Below are 17,929 nucleotides of genomic sequence, written 5' to 3'. Positions count from 1 at the left end.
GTTGGGGGGCGCCCCGGGGCGGTGCCGCCGCCGACGGGCGTTCCAGGAGGTACGCGTCAGCCGGCGACCGGCGCGGTCTCCCTGTCGCCCGGCGCCTGCTCGGGCTTCACCGAGCGGAGCAGCACGCTGGCCACGTCGACGACCTCGACCTGCTCGCCGGCGCCCTTGCCGTTCACCCCGTCGTTGAGCATCGTCGAGCAGAACGGGCAGCCGACGGCGACCGTCCGCGCCCCGGTGGACATGGCCTCCTCGACCCGGTCCACGTTGATCCGCTTGCCGATCTTCTCCTCCATCCACATCCGGGCGCCGCCGGCGCCGCAGCAGAAGGAGCGCTCGCTGTTGCGCGGCATCTCGGTGAGCTCGCCGGCGATGGCGGTTCCCAGCACCTCGCGCGGCGGGGCGAACACCCGGTTGTGCCGGCCCAGGTAGCAGGGGTCGTGGTAGGTCACGCCGCCGTCGACCGGCTGCACCGGGGTGAGCTTGCCGGTGGCGACCAGGTGCGCCAGGAGCTGGGTGTGGTGGACCACCTCGAACTCGCCGCCGAGCTGGCCGTACTCGTTGCCCAGCGTGTTGAAGCAGTGCGGGCAGGTGGCGACGATCTTGCGCTTGCTCTTCTCCCTGCCCTCGAACGCCTCGTTGAGGGTCTCGACGTTCTGCTGGGCGAGCATCTGGAAGACGAACTCGTTGCCGATCCGGCGGGCCGGGTCGCCGGAGCAGGTCTCGCCCTCGCCGAGGATCGCGAACTTGACGCCCGCCTCGTTGAGCAGCGTGGCGACCGCCCGGGTGGTCTTCTTGGCCCGGTCCTCGAACGCGCCGGCGCAGCCGACCCAGAAGAGGTACTCGAAGTCGTCGACCTCGCCGACCCGCGGCACCTCGAAGTCCAGGCCCTTGGTCCAGTCCTCGCGGGTGTTCGGCGGGGCGCCCCACGGGTTGCCCTTGTTCTCCAGGTTGCGCAGCATCACGCCGGCCTCCGACGGGAAGCTCGACTCGATGAGCACCTGGTAGCGGCGCATGTCGACGATGTGGTCGACGTGCTCGATGTCGACCGGGCACTGCTCGACGCAGGCGCCGCAGGTGGTGCAGGACCAGAGCACGTCCGGGTCGATGACGCCGCCTTCCTCGGCCGTGCCGATCAGCGGCTTGTCGCCCTCGGCCAGGGCGAGCACGTCGACGTGGGCGAGCTGCGCGGCGGTGGCCTTCTCCTCGCCGGTCAGGTCCTTGCCGCCGCCGGCCAGCAGGTACGGCGCCTTGGCGTACGCGTGGTCGCGCAGGCTCAGCACCAGCAGCTTCGGCGACAGCGGCTTGCCCGTGTTCCAGGCGGGGCACTGCGACTGGCAGCGGCCGCACTCGGTGCAGGTGCTGAAGTCCAGCAGGCCCTTCCAGCTGAACTGCTCGACCTGGGCGACGCCGAACTGGTCCTTCTCCGGGTCGGCCTCCTCGAAGTCGAGCGGCTTGCCCTGGCTCGTCATCGGGCGCAGCGCGCCGAGGCCGGAGCCGGCGCGGCCCGGGTCGCGCTTGAAGAAGATGTTGAAGAAGGCGAGGAAACGGTGCCAGGCGACGCCCATGGTGACGTTGAGCGCGATCACGATGAGCCAGGTCATCGAGATGGCGATCTTGACCAGGGCGGCGATGCTGACGCCCGCGTCCCAGTTCGGCAGCACCCCGCCCACCGCGTGGCTGAGCGGCGTGGCCCAGACCGGGTACTCGAAGTGGTCGGTGGCGACCTTGAAGCCCCGGATGACGAAGCCCATGATCAGCACCGCGAGGACCACGGCCTCGACGAAGTACCCCTGCCACATGGTGGAGCCGGTGAACCGGGAGCGACCACCCGGCCGGGTCGGCCGGTTGCGGACCCGGATCCCGATCAGCACCAGGATGCTGACGATGCCCAGGACGCCGATCAGCTCGGTCACCGCGCCGTAGAGCGCCCAGCCGCCCACCAGGGGCAGCCCGCCGGTCGGGGAGACGACCTCGAAGTACGCCTCCAGCACCAGCAGCGACAGCACGATGAAGCCGACCATCACGAACCAGTGCGCCGCGCCCACCACGCTCCAGCGGAGCATGCGGGTGTGGCCGGCGGTCTCCGCCAGCATGGTCTTCGTGCGGGTGCCCTTGTCGCCGAACCGGGTCGGGTCCGGCTGACCCAGCCGGATGACGGCCACCATCTTCATGACCGCGCGTACCGCAAGCCACACCGCCACGGCGGTGACGGCGAACGCGAGGATCGTGGTGACGATCTGGACGCTGCCCATCGAGTTGGCCTCCCGGTCTGCTGCCTGTCGAGCGGCTCGGCGACCGGGGCCGGATCAGGGGGCGGTCGGCGAGCCGCCGCCACCGCACCCTCGACCGGACCGGTCGATGACCTCGCTCCGCTCGGTCATGCAATGCAGCCTACGCGCAAGGTTACCCAGCGGTAACGTGAGTCATCTCGCACTCCGGCCGCGCCGCCCTGCGCACACCATAGGTGGCCCGACCCGAAACCGCCGGGCAGGGTCTCCGCCGAGTGACACGCTCAGCTGCGGCACCGCCCCGGACGGCCCCCGGCGGGGCCGCATCGGGCGCCCGCGAGACTGGTCGACGGCTCGGGTGCCGACTAGCGGTCGGCTGCACCGAGAGGCTGGCGACCGCGACGGCTGCACCGAGAGGCGCGCACCGCACGGTTGCACCGAGCCGAGAGCGACTCGGGTGGCCCGGCGCCAGGCGGTCGCCGGGCGGGGCCGCTCAGCGCCAGCGGGAGAGCAGGATCAGGGAGGCGACCATCGCGCCGAAGCCCACCGCGAGGTTCCAGTAACCCCACGACATGACCGGGTACTCCTGCTCGGAGAGGTAGTAGACCACCAGCCAGCCGATGCCGAAGACGATGAGGCTGACCGCCGAGATCGGCAGCCACACCGGGCTAGGCTTGCGCGTCGCCGCCGTCGCCGTCGGGCGGACGTCCGTCGGCGGGGTGTACACCTTCTTCTTGCGGACCTGAGACTTGGGCACGACGCTCTCCAGAGGGGGTGACGACCTCGTCCGGCCTGACAACCGGGCGCGGGGGCGACGGTCCATGGCCAATAATGTTCGACAGCTAGCGTAGTCCCGAAGACCCGTCCAAGCCACGAATGGGGTCAGGCCGGTGCTCGGAGTGACCGAAAAAGGCGGGACTGTTCGGGTCGCCGCACCGGCCCGCCACCTCGCGGGCTGAACCAGACGACGGGGAAGGAACGCTCGGTGGAGTACACATCCGGCGCGGCATCCTGGCGGAAGGTGCTCCGGCGGGTGGTCGCCGGCCTCCTGCCACGGCGACCGCGGCAGCGCCGACCGGGCTGGTCGATCGGGGTGCCGCTGATCGCCGCCGCGGCCGGGCTGCTCTTCACCACCACGGCGACCACCGCCGGCGGCACCGCCCTACGCGAGGACCGGCGCCCCCAGCTCAACCAGCTCATCGAGGACCGCCGCGCGGAGGTGGCGGCCGGCGAACAGCGCGCCGCCGCGCTGCGCGGGGAGGTCGAGGACCGCACCACGGCGTTGGCCAGCTCGGACGGCCCCATCAAGGAGCAGCAGGACCGGGCGGCCGCCAGCCGGGAGGCCGCCGGATTCACCGCGCTCAGCGGCCCCGGGGTGACGGTGGAACTCAACGACGCGCCCCGCCGCAACGACGGGACCCTGCCCGCCGGGGCCACCAACGACGACCTGGTCGTCCACCAGGGGGACGTGCAGGCCGTGGTGAACGCCCTCTGGGCGGGTGGCGCCGAGGCCATGTCCATCATGAACGTCCGCGTGCTGTCGACCAGCGCGGTACGCTGCGTCGGTAACACCCTGCTGCTGCACGGCCGGGTGTACTCCCCTCCATTCAAGATCGTAGCAATCGGCGATCCCGCTGCCCTTCAGCGGGCCCTCGCCGACTCCGAGGGAGTCCGGTTGTTCAGGGACCTGGTCGACGACTACAAGCTCGGCTACAAGGAGACCGTCTCCACCGTCGCCGTGCCGGCGTTCGAGGATTCGACAACGCTCCGGTCGGCGGCGGTGCCACGGTGACCCGCGACGACTGGCCGGAGGAGCCCGACGGCCGGCACCGCGACCACGGTGACGGCCCGACGGAGTTCCTGCCCAAGGTCGATCGTCCCGCCCCGGCCGGAGCCTGGCCGGAGCCGACGCTGCCGCCCCGCTCCCCGGCGCCGCGCCCGCACGGTCCCGGCCCGTCGGTCGGCGACGGCCGCCCGGCCGGCGGCCCACCCGCCGAGTGGGCGCGCGCCGCGTCCGACCCCGCCCGTTTCGCCGGGCCCGGCCGCCCCGCCGATTCCGCCCGGCCCGGCGACCCGGCGCGCCCGGGCAGCCCCGCGCGGGAGCCCGGTCGTCCCGCGAACCCCGGCCGGTTCGTCCCCGGCGCCGACCAGGCCCGCACCGTCAACCCGGCCCGGCCCGCCGACCCGGACCGCCTCGGGCCCGGTCGCCCCGGCCCCCCCGACCACAGCCCTGCCGGCTTCGGCCGCCCAGGCCCCGTGGACTTCGGCCCCACCGACTTCGGCCGCCCCGGCCCCGCAGACCACGGCCGCCCCGGCCCCGCCGACCATGGCCCTGCCGGCTTCGGCCGCCCCGGCCCCCCCGACCACGGCCGCCCCGGTCTCGGCGACGTCGGCCCACCGGCCGGCCGGTCAGACGGCGACTCGCCGGCCCGTCCCGTGGACTTCGGCCCGCCCACCGGCGCCGCCGGCCGTGGTGCCCCCGCCCCGCCACCGTGGTCGGGCGCCGGCCAGCTCCGGCCGGCCGCCCCGCCGCACCCGGCGCCGCCGGCCGGCCCCGTCGGGCAGCCGGACGCCACCCGGGCGTCCGGGCAGGGCGGCGAACGCTCGCTCCGTCCGCCCGTGGACCGCGCCGCCGCCCAGGGCGACCGGCCGACCACCGACGGGCCGACCGCCTTCATCCCGAAGAGCGGCGCGGCTGTCGGCGGGCCGTCCGCCCCGGCGTCGCCGACCGTCCCCGACCGCTCGGCCGACCCCGGGGCCACCGCCGTGATCCCGGCCGTCCCCGGGCGTACGCCGGCCGGCTCGGCGGCCTTGTTCGAGTCGACCGCCCTGATGGGGGCCGTGCCGCGCCCCCCGAAGACGGACGAACCCGACGTCCCCGACGCCGGCGCCGAGCAGCCCCGGCCACGCCGGGGCGAACGGGTCGTCCAGCTCCGGCCGGAGCAGACCGGCGAGGGCTACAAGAGCGTCTACTCGGAGCTGACCCGGCCGTCGCTGGGCTCCCGGCTGCGCGCCGGCATCCGGATCACCGGCGAGGTGCTGATCACCTTCGGCATGGTGGTGCTGCTCTTCGCCGGCTACGAGGTGTGGGGCAAGTCGGCGATCGTCGACGCCCACCAGAACGACCTCAGCCAGCAGTTGGCGCAGGCGTGGGGGCCGGACGGCGACCCGACCGTGGCGCCGTCGGCCAGCACGTCCACCAAGCCGAACCCGCCGGTGCAGGGCAAGCCGATGGCGGGGCTCTACATCCCCAAGCTGGACAAGAACTGGGTCGTGGTCGAGGGCGTGACCCAGAAGGACATCCGGTACGCGCCCGGCCACTACCCGTCCAGCGCCCTGCCGGGCCAGGTGGGCAACTTCTCCGTCGCCGGACACCGCAACCGCGCCACGTTCTGGCGACTTGACGAGCTGAACGACGGCGACGCCATCGTGGTGGAGAGCAAGACCGACTGGTACGTCTACAAGGTGAGTCAGAGCCGGATCGTCCGGCCCACCCAGGTCGAGGTGGTGGCGCCCGTGCCGGGCAAGCCGGGGGTGAAGCCGACCAAGTCGATGCTCACCCTGACCACGTGCAACCCGAAGTTCGACAACTACCAGCGCCTGATCATCCACGCCGAGTTGGCGCGTACCCAGCCGAAGTCGGCGGGTCGCCCGGCGGAACTGGGAGGCTAGGCGATGTACGGCTGGATCTGGCGCAAGCTCCCCTTCGGGCTGCCCGGCAAGCTCGTCGGCAGCCTGCTGATCGCCAGCGCGATGGTGGCCCTGCTCTGGTACGTGGTCTTCCCCTGGGCCGAGCCCCTGCTGCCCTTCGACGACGTGCAGGTCACCCAGGAGTCCGGCGAACCCGGCGACGTCGGCGTGGTGCCCGGCGACGGGGAGGGAACGCCCGGCGACGGGCACGACCTGCCGTACGACACCGAACGGAACAACACCCCGCCCCCCTCCCCGGACGAGTGAGCCCCCTGATGCGTGTCCTGGTGATCGACAACTACGACTCGTTCGTGTTCAACCTCGTGCAGTATCTCGGCCAGCTCGGCGTGGACTGCGAGGTCCGGCGCAACGACGAGATCGACGTCGCCGAGGTGGGCAGGGCCGGCGCGGCCGGCGTCCTGTTGTCGCCCGGTCCGGGCAGCCCCGACCGGGCCGGCATCTGCCTCGACGTCATCCGCCGGTACGCGGGCGAGCTGCCGATCTTCGGCGTGTGCCTGGGGCACCAGGCGATCGGCGAGGCGTTCGGCGCCACGGTGACCCGCGCCCCCGAGCTGCTGCACGGCAAGACCTCCGAGGTCCGCCACCAGGGCATCGGAGTGCTCGCCGGCCTGCCGGACCCGTTCACCGCCACCCGCTACCACTCGCTCGCGGTGCTGCCCGAGACGCTGCCCGAGGAGCTGGAGGTCACCGGCTGGACCGGCTCCGGGGTGGTGATGGCGATGCGCCACCGGACGCTGCCGATCGAGGGCGTCCAGTTCCACCCCGAGTCCGTACTCACCGAGGGCGGCCACCTGATGCTGGCGAACTGGCTCGCCGCCTGCGGTCACCCGGAGGCGTTGGAGCGGGCCCCGGAGCTGGCCGCCGAGGTGGACGCGCGCCGCCGCGCCGCCTTCGCCACCGCCTGACGGGCGTCGCGGGTCGGATCGTCAGTACTCGTCGTCGTCCTCTCGGCGGGCCCGCGCGGCCAGGAGCGTGACGGTCAGGACCGTCAGCGACAGGACGCCGGCCGTCTTGCCGAGCCGGTCGATGCGCCTCGAGTTGCAGGCCCGGTACGCCTGCTCCCAGTAGTTCCCGTCCGAGGGGCCCGCCCAGCGGTCCAGGTCGACGTCCAACACGTTGCCGCAGGTTGCCGTCTCGTGGTCACCGGGCGAGCGGATGCTGATCGGCAGCGTCAGCAGGAGCACCACCACGGCGGTCCCGAGCCACGCGACCCGCGACGGCGTCACCCAGGTACGGACCTTCGATGGGGCAGGCGCGGCTTCGGGCTCCATCAGGCAGATGTTAGAACACCCTGCCGCACTTCCGGGGGTATCTAAGGTGGAGGGCCGGAGACGGACACGGTCACCGACTATCCCAGGAACATTCGGTGGACGGTCAGCCCCGTCAACGCCCAACGAGCCTCAAAGCGGCCGGCGATCCCGGATGCCTGGTCGACGTACGTCCTCCGTCACCGCGTGGTCCCTCCTGGCCACCGGTGACCCGCCCAGCTGGTGCAGCCGCCGGGTGCGGATGCAGACCGGCGGTCGGTGTGTCTTGAGCACCTTCCGCCAACGCCAGGGCGCAATAGGCGGAAGGTCCGAAATCTCCCTCCCCCCATGGGCAACGCGAATGCTTTACGATCGTTTCATCGATCCAGCAGAATCCGTGTCGGACCGATGCTCCAATTGTCGTGGCCACGGCATCAGGCAATGAGGAACTCCTCGGCAGGCATTGTTCCGCGCCGAGACAGTCCGGGAAATTCCGTTGACGGAGACGAAGTCCTGCAATTCGTACCCCTATCAGCCCGATCCCTCGGATGAAGCGAGGAGCAAATGCTCGTCACTATCCACAAGCGCGCAACCTGGGCCGTCTACGCCCCGGAAGAACTGCGGGAACACGCCGCCGCACCACCTATACCCAACTATGACCACCCCTGGGATCCGGTAGGCGGAGTCTTCATCCACTACCGTGGCGGCGATCTGCCGTGGCCTCTTGAGAATGATTACAACACGGAAGAGGACTGCCTCCGGGACGTTGCCGAGGTCTACAAGAAGCACTACCACGATTCAGACACCAACAAGGACATCTGGTACAACTTCCTGATTTGCCCGCACGGCAATGTGTACGAGGGCCGGGGCTACGAGCGCGGCGAGGCCAACTACGGAGCAGGTGAGCCCATTGACGGCTTGGGCCGCAACGCCGGGTTCTACTCTATCTGCGCCCTCATGCGGGGAGGCCATACGGCCACCGAGCCAATGCTGCGCTCGTACCGACTGCTCATCCAGCACCTACGGGAGGAAGCGCCCAGGAGGACCGGCCTGAGAATTCTGCCGCACTCCTACGGTTACGGGACCGAATGCCCAGGGCACCTTCACGTGTACGCGAAGCCGGGGTCGACGATCGATCCGGCGGCACCGTGGACCGGGCTCGCTGACATCCACGTGTACGCGGCCCAGAAGTGGGTGAACGCCACCTACGCGGGCGCCCCCGGATATATCAGTTGCCCCGAATCCGGGAAAACCGGATGGTCGACCGTGCTCTCCCTAACCCAGGCGCTGCAGCACGAACTCGGCATCTCCCCGACGGTCCAGAACTTCGGTCCCGGCACGTTCGACGCCGTCAAGCGGCGCAACAGGCAGCCGAGCCGCGAGACGAACGGGAATCTCGTCCGCATATACAACAGCGCCCTGTTCTGCAAGGGCTACTGGGCTTCCACCACCTACGACACCTGGGGTCCCGACTCGCAGATCGCTCTTGAGCGCCTCTACAGAGATGCCGGGCTGACGTACGCCGGCCAGGACGAGAACACGATGTGGCCACACATCGTCAAGGCGCTGATGCGGATGGACCAGTTCCAGCTCGTACCGGGCGGCGACATCAACATCCAGAACATCCAGAAGCGGCTGAACTCACGCTACGTCGCAGGAATCCGCATCCCCGCGATGGGCCTGGTCCCCTGCGACGGCATCTACTCGCGGGACGTCCAACAGGGCTTCATGATGGCGGTCCAGTACGAGGTCGGCATTCCCCTCAGCTCCATCAACGGCTACTTCGGCCCCGGCACCCAGTCGGGGCTGAAGGGGAAGGGGTCGGGAACGCTCACCGGCGATCTGAGGTACCTGTTCCGCTCGGCTTGCTACTTCAACTCGCCGACCTTCCTGCCAGGCGATCCTCAGGTGCCGCTGATGTACCGACCGGAGGACATCGGCACCGACACCCTGACCAGCACCCATTTGGACTGGCTACGGGCGTTCCAGCGCTTCTCGCAGATTCCCGTGACGGGGCACAACGACTATACGACCTGGGCCCAACTGCTCGTCTCAAGCGGTGACACGGACCGACCCGCTACCGGCTGCGACTGCATCACCGAGATCACCGCCACTCGCGCAGCCACACTCAAGGCCGCCGGTTACCGGATCGTCGGGCGTTACCTCGACGAGCATCTGCCGCCCACCGACCCGGACTACCTCGGCAAGGCGCTCAAGCCCGGCGAGCCGCAGACCATCCTCGACGCCGGACTGAGGTTCTTCCCGATCTTCCAGTACAACGGCCGGGAGTTGTGGAACTTCACGTACGAGAAGGGGTTCGACCAGGGCTGGGTCGCCCACCAGAAGGCGATCGAGTACCGAATCCCGCCCGGTACCTGCATTTACTTTGCCGTCGACTACGACGCGATGGACTCCGAAATCGACAGCAACATCAAGCCGTACTTCGAGGGCGTCAAGACGGTCTTCGCCGGTCAGAATAACCGGTACCTTTTCGGCGTCTACGGATCCCGCAACGTGTGCAGCCGCATCTCGCACGAGGTCGGCGCCCGCTGGTCACTGGTTTCGGGAATGTCGTGGGGTTTCTCGGGCAATCTCGGCTACCCCCTGCCCGAGAACTGGTCATTCAACCAGATCAAGGAGTACATGTTCCAGCCCGACTGGGGACTGGACCACAACGTGTGGCGTGATGGAAGTGACCCCGGCGTGTCCGCCCTCAGCGACTAGTAAGGAATCCCCATGGTTACCAGACGTAGTCTCCTTGGGGCCGCCGCCGGCACCGGCGTCCTCACTCTCGCCCCCAGTTTGCCGGCCAGCGCGGCAGGCAAGGACACCGCACGGTGGACTCGTGAGGTGTCCGCCAATGGCTGGAAGATCGACCCTGCCGCCATCACGACCTACCGCGTCGAGGGATCCAGTACCTCGGTTGCCCTGCGGCAGGGCCCGGCCGCATCTGTGTTGCTGCACGTAGCCCGCCGCTGGCACTACGAGATCGCTCGTCTGGACACCGGTGAAGGCGGAGGGATCACCGGACACACCACGCGGCGTGCGATCCGGGCTGCCTTCGAATCCAACTACCTGTCCGGCACCGCCCTCGCTCTCCACCCCACTGCCTACCCGGTCGGCGGCAGCGAGCGGCTGTGGCCGCACCATGAGGCGATCGTGCGGGACATCCTCGTCGACTGTGAGGGCACGGTCGTCTGGGGCGGTGACCTGAACCCGGCGAAGGCTTCGCACTTCGAGATCGTCGCCCGTCCGGCCGACAAGGTCCTCGCCCGCGTCGCAGCCCGACTGGACACCAGCGTGCAGACAGAGTTCCGGACGCAGACCGCTGGCGTGGTCGCCGACCCGGCGACCCCAGCACGTCGCGAGAAGGCGCGGACGCTTCCGCGCCCGCGTTGACCCTGCCTCGCACCCCAGGGGCGAACTGCCGCCGTACCAGGGCGAAGGGCTTCATACGGCGACGCTGAACGGGCTCCCCCTGAGGGGAGCCCGTTCAGCTCCTCTTTTCGTCCGTGGCTGAGCGACACGCCAACTGCCGCCCCGAACCACGCGAGAACTGGTACCCACGACGAGTCGTGCCCGTCGGGCGGTGGCACCTGGTCGAAAGAGCCGGGTGGGCGCCTCGAAGGCGCGCTCGCTACCGTTGCAGCGCCGCCACTGACCGCGTGAAAGCGTGGGGGCTTCCCTTCCTCGGGCGACACCTCCAGGACGCTCCGCCCCGGCCCTCACGGGGCAGTGGCTGGAGAACCTCCCATTACGCCGTCCGCCGCGCAATCAACTCTTCAGCGCGTCCTGCACCGCCGGGTCCGCCGGCGAGCGGACCGCGGGCGGCCTGCGTCGCACCGCGTCCCATGCCGCCTTGCCGCTGGCGAAGTAGTCCCGGACCGTCTTCCCGACGAGCAGGGCGGGACCGCAGCCGGGACAGCGAGCTGTCACTCCCTCGGCGTCGAGGCCGAGGTGTCGGCACAGCGTGACCGCCCGGGACAGGTGGTAGGACTGGGTCACGATCAGGGCCCGCTCGATCCCGTACACGTCGCGCGCCCGGGCGCAGCTGTCGTACGTGTCCAGCCCGAACGGGTCGGCCACGACGCGGCGCGGATCGACGCCCAGCCGCTCGGTCAGGTAGGAGGTCATCACCGCCGGCTCGTCACCGGAGGTGCCACCCCCGTCGCCCGACACGAGGATCACCCGCGCCCGCCCGCTGTGCACCAGTTCGGCGGCGGTCTCCAGGCGGCCGGTGAGCCGCTCGCCCGGTTGGCGTCGGTCCGCCGCCACCGCGGTGCCCAGGACGATCACGACGTCGGCGGCCGGCGCCCCGGCCTCGTCGTACACGTGGCCGCGGGCGGCGACCGTCGTCCACAGCCAGGGAAGGCTGGCGAGCAGCAGCGCGGCCAGGGCGAGAACCGCCGCGCGGGTCAGACGTCGCCGCCACCGGTTCGCCCGACCCTCCGGGTCCGTCGCCCCCCTCACGGGTAACGCCCGGCCGGAACCCCTCGCATCCACCCCGTTCGTCCTCTCTGTGCGCAACACGGCCCGAACCGGGCGGGCACCCCGGCCGACGGACCTGGCCGGCAACGCCCGGCCGACGGATCCCGGCGGGGCGTCACCCGCCGGGGGTCACTGCTCGGAGAGCCGGGCCGGTGGGGTGGTCGGGAACAGCGGGAAGCCGGCGCCACCGCCGGAGGGTGTGGTGCCGGGCGTGGGGCTCGGCGTGTCGGACGGCGTCGGCTCGACCTGCGGCACGCTGACCACGATCGTCACCGTCCTACCCTTCGCGAGGTTGCTGCCAGGTTTCGGGCTCTGCGAGAGGACCCGCCCGGCCTCGGCCGCCGGCACCTCCCGGCCCTGCTCGACGTCGACGTCGTAGCCGGCGGCCTTCAGCTCGTCCTTGGCCTCCTTCTCGGTGGAGCCGACCACGTTCGGCACCCGGCCGACGTTGCCCTTGGAGACGGTGACGACGACCGTGGTGCCCTCCGCCACCCGCGTGCCCGAGGCCGGCGACACCTCCAGGACGATGCCCTCCGGCTGCGCGCTGTCCTTCTCTTCCTTCCTGACCTTGAAGCCCTCGGTCGTCAGTCGCTCCTCCACGTTCTCGAAGGTGGAGCCGACGAGGGCGGGCGGGATGGCCTTCGTGGCCGGGCCGCCGCAGACCTGGACGACGACCTCCCGGTTGGGCTCCAGGGCCGAGTTGGCCGCCGGCGACTGGTTGACCACCTGGCCCTTCTTGCAGGTGGCGTCGAAGTGCTGCTCGCCCTCCCGGGGCACCAGGTTGGCCTGCTGGATCCGGGTGAACGCCTCCTGTTGCGTCAGGCCGGTCACGGTGGGCACGGTGACCTTGTCGTCGCCCTGGTTCAGCAGGGCGGCGGCGAGCGCGATCACCGCGAGCACGCCCACCGCGGCGAAGGTCGCGATCAGCCAGGACGACGCCCTGCGCCGGCGGGGATCGCCGACCCGGGCCGGGATCTGCCGGGTCTGCGGGGCGCCGGGGGCGGCCGGGTAGCCGGCACCGGCCGGGACGACCCGCGTCGTCTCGTCGTGCGGCAGCACGGGGGTGGCCAGCACCGGGCGGCCGGCGGCGGCGCGGAGCAGGTCGGCCCGCATCTCGCCGGCGCTCTGGTAGCGGTTGAGCGGGTTCTTCGACAGCGCCTTGAGCACGATCGCGTCGACGGCCGGGTTGACGTCCGGGTTGATGTCGCTCGGCGTCGGCGGGGCCTCCCGCACGTGCTGGTAGGCCACGCTGACCGGGCTGTCGCCGACGAACGGCGGGTGGCCGCAGAGCAGCTCGAAGAGCACGCAGCCGGCGGCGTAGACGTCGGACCGGGCGTCGACCGCCTCGCCGCGCGCCTGCTCGGGCGACAGGTACTGCGCCGTGCCGATCACCGCGCTGGTCTGGGTCATCGTGGTGGCGCCGCTGGCCAGTGCCCGCGCGATGCCGAAGTCCATCACCTTGACCTGGCCGGTCTGGGTGAGCATCACGTTGCCGGGCTTGATGTCCCGGTGGATGATGCCGTGCCGGTGGCTGAACTCCAGCGCCGCGCACATGTCGGCGCAGATCTCCAGCGCCCGGCGCGGCTGGAGCCGCCCCTCGACGCCGAGGACCTCCTTGAGGGTCCGCCCGTTGACGAACTCCATCACGATGAACGGCAGCGTCTCGCCGGTCGGCGCGGTCTCCTCGCCGGTGTCGTAGACGGCCACGATCGCCGGGTGGTTGAGGGACGCCGCGTTCTGTGCCTCCCGGCGGAACCGCATCTGGAAGGTGGCGTCCCGGGCGAGGTCGGTCCGGAGCATCTTGATCGCGACGTCCCGACCGAGCCGGAGATCGCGACCGCGGTGCACCTCGGCCATGCCGCCGTAGCCGAGCAGCTCGCCGACCTGGTACCTGCCACCGAGCAGGCGGGCCTGCGCTGTCATCGCGTCTGTCGTCCTTCGCTCGTCGTCTCGTCGCCGCCCGGCCGGGGCAGTTCCTGTCGACGGTACGACGTCCGGGCCGGATCGTCGCGTCCGTCGGGCCGCAGCGCGCCGGACGTCACCGTCCGCGGGGCGACCGCGCCGGCTGCGCCGGACTGCGACTGCTCCCGCAGCTTGTAGGAAATCACGCCGGAGCAGACAAGGACCAGTACGGCCAGGAGGATGGCGAGTAACACCATCCCCGGCCGGGACCCTCGGCCGCCGGGCTGGGGCGCGGGAGGGGCAGCCTGCCCCGCGTACGCCATCGGACGGGCCGGCGGCACGGGCGCCGCACCGCGCGGGTAGCCGGGCGGGGCCCAGGGCGGGCGGGCCCCCCCCGCGGCGGGCGCGACGGTCGTGGGGCGGTGCGGCACGACGGCCGGGCGGGGGGCCGCCACGGGCGGGCGCTGCGGCTGCGGGGCGGCGGTCGGCGGCCGGTGCGGGGCGACCCGCGGGTGCGCCGCCGGTGCCGGCACCTGGGCGCGGCCGGGCGGGGCGGCGGGCGACGCCGGGGCCGCGGAGATCGGCCGACCACCGGCGCGGGCCTGCTGGGAGAGCTGGGCCTTCAGCTGCCGGGCCACCCCGGCCAGCGCGGCGGCGCTGGGCCAGCGGGCCGCCGGGTCCTTCGCCAGGGCCCGCTCCACCACGGCCCGGACCTGCGGCGGGATGTCGGCGGGCAGCGGGCGGGGGGCCTCCCGGACGTGCCGCATGGCGATCTCGAGGGGATTGTCGCCCTCGAACGGCCGCCGGCCGGCCAGGCACTGGTACGCGACCACGCCGAGCGCGTAGACGTCGGACGCGGACGTGGCGACGCCGCCGGTGGCCTGCTCGGGGGAGATGTACGAGGCGGTGCCGAGCACCGAACCGGCTGCGGTGAGCTGGGCGACCAGGTCAGACCGGGCGATGCCGAAGTCGGTCAGCACCAGGGTGCCGTTGGGCCGGACCAGCAGGTTGCCCGGCTTCACGTCCCGGTGCACGATGCCCTTCACGTGCGCCGCGTGCAACGCGTCGGCCGCCTGGGCGACCAGCGCCATCGTGCGGGCCGGGGTGAGCCGGCCCACCCGGGCCAGGGTGGCCGACAGCGCGTCGCCCTCGACGTACTCCATCACCAGGAAGGCGATCTGCTGGTCGTTGCCGAAGTCGTAGACGTCGACCACGCCGGGGTGGTTGATCGTCGCCATGGTGCGGGCCTCGCCGCGGAACCGCTCGGCGAAGTCGGGGTCGTCGAGCAGCGCGGGGAGCAGGCTCTTGACCGCGACCGTCCGGCCGAGCACCTGGTCGGTGCCGCGCCAGACGTCGCCCATGCCACCACTGGCGATCCGCTCGTCGAGGCGGTAGCGGTTGCCGAGCTGCACCCCGGGGCTGAGCATGTCAGCGGCCCCCGGGATCGGCGATGGCGGCACGCATGATCTGCCCGGCGATCCGGGCCGCCTCGGCGCTGCCGCCCGGGCCGGCCTGCTCCAGCATGACGCAGACCGCCGAGACCGGGTTCCCGTTCTTGTCGAGCGCGAAGCCGATGAACCAGCCGTGGTCCGGCCGGTCGGGCGCGGACTGCGCGGTGCCGGTCTTGCCGCCGACCGTGTAGCCGTTGATCCGCGCGTTCTCGCCGGTGCCGTTCTCGACGACGCTGACCATCATCTCCCGCAGGTCGCCGGCGACCTGGCCGCTGACCGGCTGGCGCAGCTCCCGCGGATTGGCGGTGTAGTAGCTGGTGGTGCGGTCCGGGCCGAGGAGCTGGCGGACCAGGTACGGTCGCATCTGGCTGCCGTCGTTGGCGACCGAGGCGGCGATCAGGGCCCCCTGCAGCGGGGTCATCCGGACGTCCCGCTGGCCGATGGAGGACTGGGCGAGCGCGGCGGGGTCGTCGCCGCCGTCGGCGTTCTCCATGCTGCCGGTGCGGCTGGCCGCCACCGGGTGGCCGCCCTCCCCGAGCTGGCCGACCGTGAGGTCCTCCTGCTCGAAGCCGAACTGCCGGGCCTTCTCCTTGATCTTGTCCGCGCCGAGCCGGACGCCGAGCTTGGCGAAGCCGGTGTTGCACGACTCGGTGACCGCGTTCATCAGGGTGACCTCGTCCTCGGGGCAGATCGACGACGCCGCGTTGCGGATCGGCGTGCCCGAGGTCGGCGGGGTGTAGCTGGAACCGGCCGGGATCCTGGTGTCCTGCCCGATGCCGTTCTCCAGCGCCGCGGCGGCCACCACGATCTTGAAGGTGGAACCCGGGGGCAGCACCTCGCCGATGGCCCGGTTCTTCAGCGGGCCGTTCGGGTTCTGCTCCAGCGCGTTGTACGCGGCCGTCGCCTCGTTGGTGTTGTGGCCGGTCAGCGGGTTCGGGTCGAAGCTGGGCATGGAGACCAGCGCCTGCACCGCCCCGGTACGCGGGTCGATGGCGATCGCCGCGCCCTTCGAGGCGTCGACGCGGTTGTTGCGCAACTGCTCGTACGCGACGTCCTGGGCCCGCTTGGAGAGGGTGAGCAGCACGTTGCCGCCACCGGTCTTGTCGCCGGTGAACATGTCCTTGAACCGGTCGATGAAGAGCTGGTCGCTGGTGCCGGCCAGGAAGTCGTTCTCGAACTTCTCGATGCCGGTGTCGGCCAGGTTGACCGGCTTGTAGCCGAGCACGTGCGCGTACTTGGCGCCGCCCGGGTAGGTGCGCTGGTACTTCAGCTCGCCGCTGGTCTCCTTGCTGGTGGCGAGGGCCGTGCCGCCGGCCTCGATGTTGCCGCGCTTGCGCTCGTACTCGGCGACCTGGACGCGGCCGTTGTAGTCGCTGGTGCGGTATTCGTCGGCCTTGTAGGCCTGGATCCAGTTCAGGTTGGCGAAGAGCAACCCGAAGAGGACCATCACGACGACGCCCACGCGGCGCAGGGGTGCGTTCACGGCCTGATCACCTCCGTGGGGGCACCGTGCAGCTGCTCCGGCGGGCCGCCGGACGGCCGGGCCGCCTTGCCGCCCCCGCCGGCGACGGGGCGGCGGGCCCCGTCGGAGACCCGGAGCAGGACCGCGATGAGCAGCCAGTTGGCCATCAGCGAGGAGCCACCGGCGGAGAGGAACGGGGTGGTCTGGCCGGTCAGCGGGATGAGCTTGCTGATCCCGCCGACGATCACGAAGACCTGGAGCCCGAGCGTGAACGCCAGGCCGCCGGCCAGCAGCTTGCCGAACGAGTCGCGGACCGCCAGCGCCGCCCGCAGCCCCCGCTCGACGATCAGCAGGTAGACGACGAGCAGCGCGGAGAGGCCGAACAGCCCGATCTCCTCGCCGAGGCCGGCGAAGATGAAGTCGTTCTGCACCTCGGGCAGCAGGCCGGGCTGGCCGCCGCCCGGGCCGGCGCCGAACAACCCGCCGGTGCCGAGCGCGAGCAGACCCTGGACCAGTTGGTAGCCGTCCTCGTAGGGGTCGGCGAACGGGTCCAGCCAGATCTGCGCCCGCAGGTAGAAGTTGGCGAACGGCCCGCCGACGACGTCGCCGAGGACGTACGCCAGGTAGGCGCCGCCGAAGAAGAGCACCAGGCCGATGAGCAGCCAACTGACCCGTTCGGTGGCGATGTAGAGCGTCACCACGAACATGCCGAAGTAGAGCAGCGAGGTGCCGAGGTCCTTCTCGAAGACGAGGACCAGGAGGCTGATCAGCCAGACCACGACCACCGGGCCGAGATCCCGCCCGCGGGGGAAGTCGATGCCGAGGAAGCGGCGGCTGGCCAGCGAGAGCACCTCGCGCTTGCGCACCAGGTAGTAGGCGAAGAAGACCAGCAGCGCCAGCTTGGCGAACTCGCCGGGCTGGATGGAGTAGGTGCCGATCCTGATCCACAGCTTGGCGCCGTTGATCTCGGAGAACCGGCTGGGCAGCACCGCCGGGATCATCACCAGCACGATGCCGGCCAGCCCCAGGGTGTAGGCGTAGCGCGAGACCGACCGGTGGTCGCGCATGATGGCCAGCAGCCCGGCGGCGAGGATCACCGAGAGAAGCGTCCAGGCCAGTTGCCGGCCACCGTCGCCAGCGAAGACGGCCAGGTCCGCCCGCTCCGCGGGGGCGGCGTTGCCCAGGTCGAGCCGGCGCAGGAAGCCCACCCCGATGCCGTTGAGCAGCGCGACCGCCGGCAGCAGGGCGGGGTCGGCGAAGGGCGCCAGGAACCGGATCACCAGGTGCAGGCCGAGGAAGACCGCGGTGAGCGCGGCGGCCGGCATCCAGAAGTCGGCGGTGACGGTGTCGAGCACCTTCGCCTCGACCATCGCCCCGTAAGCGGCCACCAGCACCATGGCCAGCAGCAGCAGCGACAGCTCGGCGTTACGCCGGGACCGG

At 71.4% G+C, this 17,929-nt stretch carries 14 protein-coding genes; 6 read left to right on the top strand and 8 right to left on the bottom strand.

Translation table 11 applies throughout. From position 1 onward, the window contains the following. Window positions 1-56: 56 nt before the first annotated feature. Both AB0L34_RS01940 and AB0L34_RS01935 read right to left on the bottom strand, forming a co-directional pair. Window positions 57-2,252, bottom strand: coding sequence for a (Fe-S)-binding protein (locus AB0L34_RS01940; RefSeq protein ID WP_363701075.1), 2,196 nt, complete (start codon window positions 2,250-2,252; stop codon window positions 57-59). 469 nt (window positions 2,253-2,721) lie between these two features. Further along, the gene (locus AB0L34_RS01935; protein ID WP_350702307.1) at window positions 2,722-2,985 is read right to left on the bottom strand and encodes a cell division protein CrgA; all 264 of its coding nucleotides are present in this window, start codon (window positions 2,983-2,985) and stop codon (window positions 2,722-2,724) included. Window positions 2,986-3,213: 228 nt separating this feature from the next. Between AB0L34_RS01935 and AB0L34_RS01930 the strand changes: the two genes are divergently transcribed. From AB0L34_RS01930 to AB0L34_RS01915, 4 genes are read left to right on the top strand one after another with little or no spacing between them, the layout of a single operon-like run. After that, window positions 3,214-4,020 (top strand): DUF881 domain-containing protein, encoded by an 807-nt coding sequence (locus AB0L34_RS01930; RefSeq protein ID WP_363701073.1) that lies wholly within the window; start codon window positions 3,214-3,216, stop codon window positions 4,018-4,020. Then, the gene (locus tag AB0L34_RS01925; protein ID WP_363701071.1) at window positions 4,017-5,900 is read left to right on the top strand and encodes a class E sortase; all 1,884 of its coding nucleotides are present in this window, start codon (window positions 4,017-4,019) and stop codon (window positions 5,898-5,900) included. Before AB0L34_RS01930 ends, AB0L34_RS01925 begins: the two co-directional genes overlap by 4 nt. Before the next feature lie 3 nt (window positions 5,901-5,903). After that, window positions 5,904-6,185 carry a hypothetical protein gene (locus AB0L34_RS01920; protein WP_357450036.1) on the top strand — a complete coding sequence of 94 codons (282 nt, stop codon included), beginning with the start codon at window positions 5,904-5,906 and terminating at the stop codon, window positions 6,183-6,185. A gap of 8 nt (window positions 6,186-6,193) precedes the next feature. Then, window positions 6,194-6,844 carry an aminodeoxychorismate/anthranilate synthase component II gene (locus AB0L34_RS01915; protein ID WP_363701069.1) on the top strand — a complete coding sequence of 217 codons (651 nt, stop codon included), beginning with the start codon at window positions 6,194-6,196 and terminating at the stop codon, window positions 6,842-6,844. A gap of 21 nt (window positions 6,845-6,865) precedes the next feature. Here the strand turns inward: AB0L34_RS01915 and AB0L34_RS01910 are convergent, their stop codons facing one another. Beyond that, window positions 6,866-7,210 (bottom strand): hypothetical protein, encoded by a 345-nt coding sequence (locus tag AB0L34_RS01910; RefSeq protein ID WP_363701067.1) that lies wholly within the window; start codon window positions 7,208-7,210, stop codon window positions 6,866-6,868. A 540-nt stretch (window positions 7,211-7,750) separates the two neighbouring features. Here AB0L34_RS01910 and AB0L34_RS01905 point away from each other — a divergent pair. Continuing rightward, window positions 7,751-9,910, top strand: coding sequence for a glycoside hydrolase domain-containing protein (locus AB0L34_RS01905; protein ID WP_363701065.1), 2,160 nt, complete (start codon window positions 7,751-7,753; stop codon window positions 9,908-9,910). Between the two features lie 126 nt (window positions 9,911-10,036). Continuing rightward, the gene (locus AB0L34_RS01900) at window positions 10,037-10,585 is read left to right on the top strand and encodes a hypothetical protein (RefSeq protein ID WP_363701063.1); all 549 of its coding nucleotides are present in this window, start codon (window positions 10,037-10,039) and stop codon (window positions 10,583-10,585) included. A 375-nt stretch (window positions 10,586-10,960) separates the two neighbouring features. Here AB0L34_RS01900 and AB0L34_RS01895 read toward each other — a convergent pair whose 3' ends face one another. From AB0L34_RS01895 to AB0L34_RS01875, 5 genes are all read right to left on the bottom strand, one after another. Next, window positions 10,961-11,656 (bottom strand): ElyC/SanA/YdcF family protein, encoded by a 696-nt coding sequence (locus AB0L34_RS01895; protein ID WP_363701061.1) that lies wholly within the window; start codon window positions 11,654-11,656, stop codon window positions 10,961-10,963. Between the two features lie 147 nt (window positions 11,657-11,803). Next, window positions 11,804-13,597: a Stk1 family PASTA domain-containing Ser/Thr kinase gene (gene pknB / locus AB0L34_RS01890; RefSeq protein ID WP_363701059.1), complete on the bottom strand. Its 1,794-nt coding sequence runs from the start codon at window positions 13,595-13,597 to the stop codon at window positions 11,804-11,806. Beyond that, window positions 13,594-15,003, bottom strand: coding sequence for a protein kinase (locus AB0L34_RS01885; protein ID WP_363701057.1), 1,410 nt, complete (start codon window positions 15,001-15,003; stop codon window positions 13,594-13,596). The genes pknB and AB0L34_RS01885 overlap by 4 nt, the downstream gene beginning before the upstream one ends. 1 nt (window position 15,004) lies before the next feature. Continuing rightward, window positions 15,005-16,510: a penicillin-binding transpeptidase domain-containing protein gene (locus tag AB0L34_RS01880; protein WP_363701055.1), complete on the bottom strand. Its 1,506-nt coding sequence runs from the start codon at window positions 16,508-16,510 to the stop codon at window positions 15,005-15,007. Then, window positions 16,507-17,886, bottom strand: a complete 1,380-nt coding sequence (locus AB0L34_RS01875) for an FtsW/RodA/SpoVE family cell cycle protein (RefSeq protein WP_363701082.1) — start codon at window positions 17,884-17,886, stop codon at window positions 16,507-16,509. The genes AB0L34_RS01880 and AB0L34_RS01875 overlap by 4 nt, the downstream gene beginning before the upstream one ends. Between the last annotated feature and the right edge of the window lie 43 nt (window positions 17,887-17,929).

It is taken from the genome of Micromonospora sp. NPDC052213, from assembly GCF_040679695.1.
Taxonomy (GTDB): domain Bacteria; phylum Actinomycetota; class Actinomycetes; order Mycobacteriales; family Micromonosporaceae; genus Micromonospora.
The sequence above is the reverse complement of the archived record's forward strand: the minus strand, read 5'-3'. Positions and strand labels throughout refer to the sequence as shown.

What these genes read in the sequence shown, in the direction of transcription:
- AB0L34_RS01940 (WP_363701075.1), bottom strand. Translation starts at nt 2,252, where the DNA reads ATGGGCAGCGTCCAGATCGTCACCACGATCCTCGCGTTCGCCGTCACC.
- AB0L34_RS01920 (WP_357450036.1), top strand. Translation starts at nt 5,904, where the DNA reads ATGTACGGCTGGATCTGGCGCAAGCTCCCCTTCGGGCTGCCCGGCAAG.
- AB0L34_RS01915 (WP_363701069.1), top strand. Translation starts at nt 6,194, where the DNA reads ATGCGTGTCCTGGTGATCGACAACTACGACTCGTTCGTGTTCAACCTC.
- AB0L34_RS01910 (WP_363701067.1), bottom strand. Translation starts at nt 7,210, where the DNA reads ATGGAGCCCGAAGCCGCGCCTGCCCCATCGAAGGTCCGTACCTGGGTG.
- AB0L34_RS01905 (WP_363701065.1), top strand. Translation starts at nt 7,751, where the DNA reads ATGCTCGTCACTATCCACAAGCGCGCAACCTGGGCCGTCTACGCCCCG.
- pknB (WP_363701059.1), bottom strand. Translation starts at nt 13,597, where the DNA reads ATGACAGCGCAGGCCCGCCTGCTCGGTGGCAGGTACCAGGTCGGCGAG.
- AB0L34_RS01885 (WP_363701057.1), bottom strand. Translation starts at nt 15,003, where the DNA reads ATGCTCAGCCCCGGGGTGCAGCTCGGCAACCGCTACCGCCTCGACGAG.
- AB0L34_RS01875 (WP_363701082.1), bottom strand. Translation starts at nt 17,886, where the DNA reads ATGGTGCTGGTGGCCGCTTACGGGGCGATGGTCGAGGCGAAGGTGCTC.